This window comes from Aminobacter sp. P4_H6_2 (genome assembly GCF_056400805.1).
In genome coordinates this window covers 1-2,322 of record NZ_JBFUKO010000760.1, presented here as the reverse complement: position 1 = coordinate 2,322, position 2,322 = coordinate 1, and the positions used below count along the sequence as shown (strand labels likewise).

The 2,322-nt window shown below is 60.0% G+C and carries 4 protein-coding genes; 1 reads left to right on the top strand and 3 read right to left on the bottom strand.

Annotation, left to right across the window (positions count from 1 at the left end; all coding sequences use genetic code 11):
- Together AC1DUU_RS29765 and AC1DUU_RS29760 are read right to left on the bottom strand one after the other, a co-directional pair.
- Window positions 1–328, bottom strand: a 328-nt coding sequence (locus AC1DUU_RS29765; RefSeq protein ID WP_476786914.1) for a DUF192 domain-containing protein, incomplete at its 3' end; no start/stop codon positions are given.
- A 23-nt stretch (window positions 329–351) separates the two neighbouring features.
- Window positions 352–924, bottom strand: coding sequence for a cold-shock protein (locus tag AC1DUU_RS29760; protein WP_476786915.1), 573 nt, complete (start codon window positions 922–924; stop codon window positions 352–354).
- Between the two features lie 259 nt (window positions 925–1,183).
- Here AC1DUU_RS29760 and gloA point away from each other — a divergent pair, with 259 nt between their 5' ends.
- Complete coding sequence (gloA, locus tag AC1DUU_RS29755) at window positions 1,184–1,624, top strand: lactoylglutathione lyase (RefSeq protein ID WP_476786913.1); 441 nt, start codon at window positions 1,184–1,186, stop codon at window positions 1,622–1,624.
- A gap of 36 nt (window positions 1,625–1,660) precedes the next feature.
- Here the strand turns inward: gloA and AC1DUU_RS29750 are convergent, their stop codons facing one another.
- Window positions 1,661–2,200: a DUF1697 domain-containing protein gene (locus tag AC1DUU_RS29750; protein ID WP_476786912.1), complete on the bottom strand. Its 540-nt coding sequence runs from the start codon at window positions 2,198–2,200 to the stop codon at window positions 1,661–1,663.
- Between the last annotated feature and the right edge of the window lie 122 nt (window positions 2,201–2,322).

The window sequence follows — 2,322 nt, the reverse complement described above, 5'->3', positions numbered from 1 at the left end:
AGACAAGGTCGAGCGGCAGCGGCGTGTTCTTCATCCAAAAGCCGACCGGCTGGGTCTGTTCGAACACGAAAAGCATGCCCTGGTCGTCGGCGAGATCCTTGCGGAACATCAGCCCCATGGCGCGTTCGCCCGGCTCGTCGGCAATCTCGATGCGGAACGGCACCTCGCCCATGGCGGTCACCGCGATCAGCGGATCGGCATCGACCGGCAGGGCCATCGCCTCTTGCGCCATGCTCGGTGCCGTGAGGGCGAGCGAAACGACCAAAGCCGGCACCGCAAGCAATGCGGCACCGAGCGCTCCGGCGATCAAAAATTTGCGTAAGGTCATAAAATCCCCGCGGCGGTCTCGACCTAGTGCGAGACCGGCAAGGTGCCTAAATCAGGGTGAATTTCGGCAGCCATAAGGCCTTTGTCGCCTTTGCCGAAACGAACCAGCACCACCTGGCCGGGCCGAAGCTCGGTGACGCCGAAGCGGCGCAGCGTTTCCATGTGGACAAAAATGTCCTCGGTGCCTTCACCGCGCGTCAGGAAACCAAAGCCCTTGGTGCGGTTGAACCACTTGACCAGCGCGCGCTCGAGACCGCTTTCCGCGGTCACCGCGACATGGGTGCGCTGCTCCTGCATTTCGGCGGGATGCACTGCTGTCGAATTGTCGATGGAAAGCACGCGGAAGGCCTGCAGGCCACGGTCGCCCTGCTTTACCAGGCAAACGACGCGAGCACCTTCGAGTGCTGTCTGGAAACCGTCACGACGCAGGCAGGTGACATGCAGCAGCACGTCGCTTCCAACACCGCTGTCGGGGAGAATGAAGCCGTAGCCCTTGGCCACGTCGAACCATTTGATGGCGCCGGAAATTTCGACCAGACCAACGCCATCGACGCTGTCATCGTGTTCAAATGCATCGCGGCCAGTGCCATTCTGCATCACGAGAGAGGCCTTTTCCCCCATAAGAACGCCCCCTTTTCCTTGCAAACGCCATTACTGATTCTTGAGATAAGATTAACACTTCCACTTTGGACTTACGCAAGGGCCGTTCCGCCATTTTTCGACTTGGTCCCGAGATAGGCACAAGCTTCGCACCAGTTCCGCACAAAAGTCGCTATGGCGGTTGCCGAGCGCGTGGCGCCCGCCCTATGTATCGGCGAACCCCATGAACTCGAACCCACAAAGCCGAGGAAAAGCGATGCGCTATCTCCACACCATGGTCCGCGTCAAAGACGTCGACGCCTCTTTGGACTTCTATTGCACCAAGTTTGGCATGAAGGAGATCCGTCGCTCCACCAACGAGAAGGGCCGCTACACGCTGATCTTCCTCGCCGCCTCCGAAGACGTGGGTGCCGGCAGCGAGCGCCAGACGCCGCTGCTTGAATTGACCTTCAACTGGGACACGGAAGACTATCAGGGTGGCCGCAATTTCGGCCACCTYGCCTATGAGGTCGACGACATCTACGCCACCTGCCAGGACCTGATGAACAASGGCGTGACCATCAACCGCCCGCCGCGCGACGGCAACATGGCCTTCATCARGTCGCCSGACGGCATCTCGATCGAGCTGCTGCAGAAGGGTGAGCGCAAGGCGCCGGCAGAGCCGTGGTTGTCCATGCCGAATACCGGCAGCTGGTAACCTTCAGAAAGCACGATGCGCAGGCAAAGAAAGCCCTCAGGCTTTTCTGGCCATCTCAAGCAAAGTCAGCACGGTGCGCCAGTTGCGCGCCGTGCCCGGCACTTTGAGGGTACGCGGCAGAATTTCGGCGAATTTCGACTTGCCCAATCCCTCGGGCGCGTGAAGATAAAGGACGTCGCCCTTGACCTCGAAGCTTTCAGGACCGGCGTTGCGCTCGGCCAGCGGCGCAATCTCGGCCGGAACCGGAGCGCGCTCCAGCGTATAAGCGTGCAGTTTCTTGTGGTCGTCCGCGACATCGGGATAGGGATTTTCCGCCACAAGCCTCTCATACCAGCCGAGATCGCGCACCATGATGCGCGAGCGAAAGCCCCAGCGCGTTTCGAATGCCGCTTCGATTGTTGCGGTTAGCGCCGTCGCATCAGTGGCATCGGCCTTGAACACGACATTGCCGCTTTGAATGTAACTTGCGACATCGGCAAAGCCGAGCTCTTCGAAGAAGGCCCGGAGTTCGGCCATCTTGACGATGYGGTTGCCGCCGACATTGATGCCTGAAAACAGCGCGACGAACACGCTCATATGATGAAGCCGGCCAGCGTTTCGTTGTCGGTGATGTCCTGATATTGCACGCCCTCGACGTCGAAGCGCGCCCGAAGCAGGTCGAAATTACGCCGGTCCTTGGTCTCGATCCCGATCAGCAC

Excerpts from the sequence above, each read along its gene's own strand:
- AC1DUU_RS29760 (WP_476786915.1), bottom strand. The coding sequence starts at position 924 with ATGCAGAATGGCACTGGCCGCGATGCATTTGAACACGATGACAGCGTC.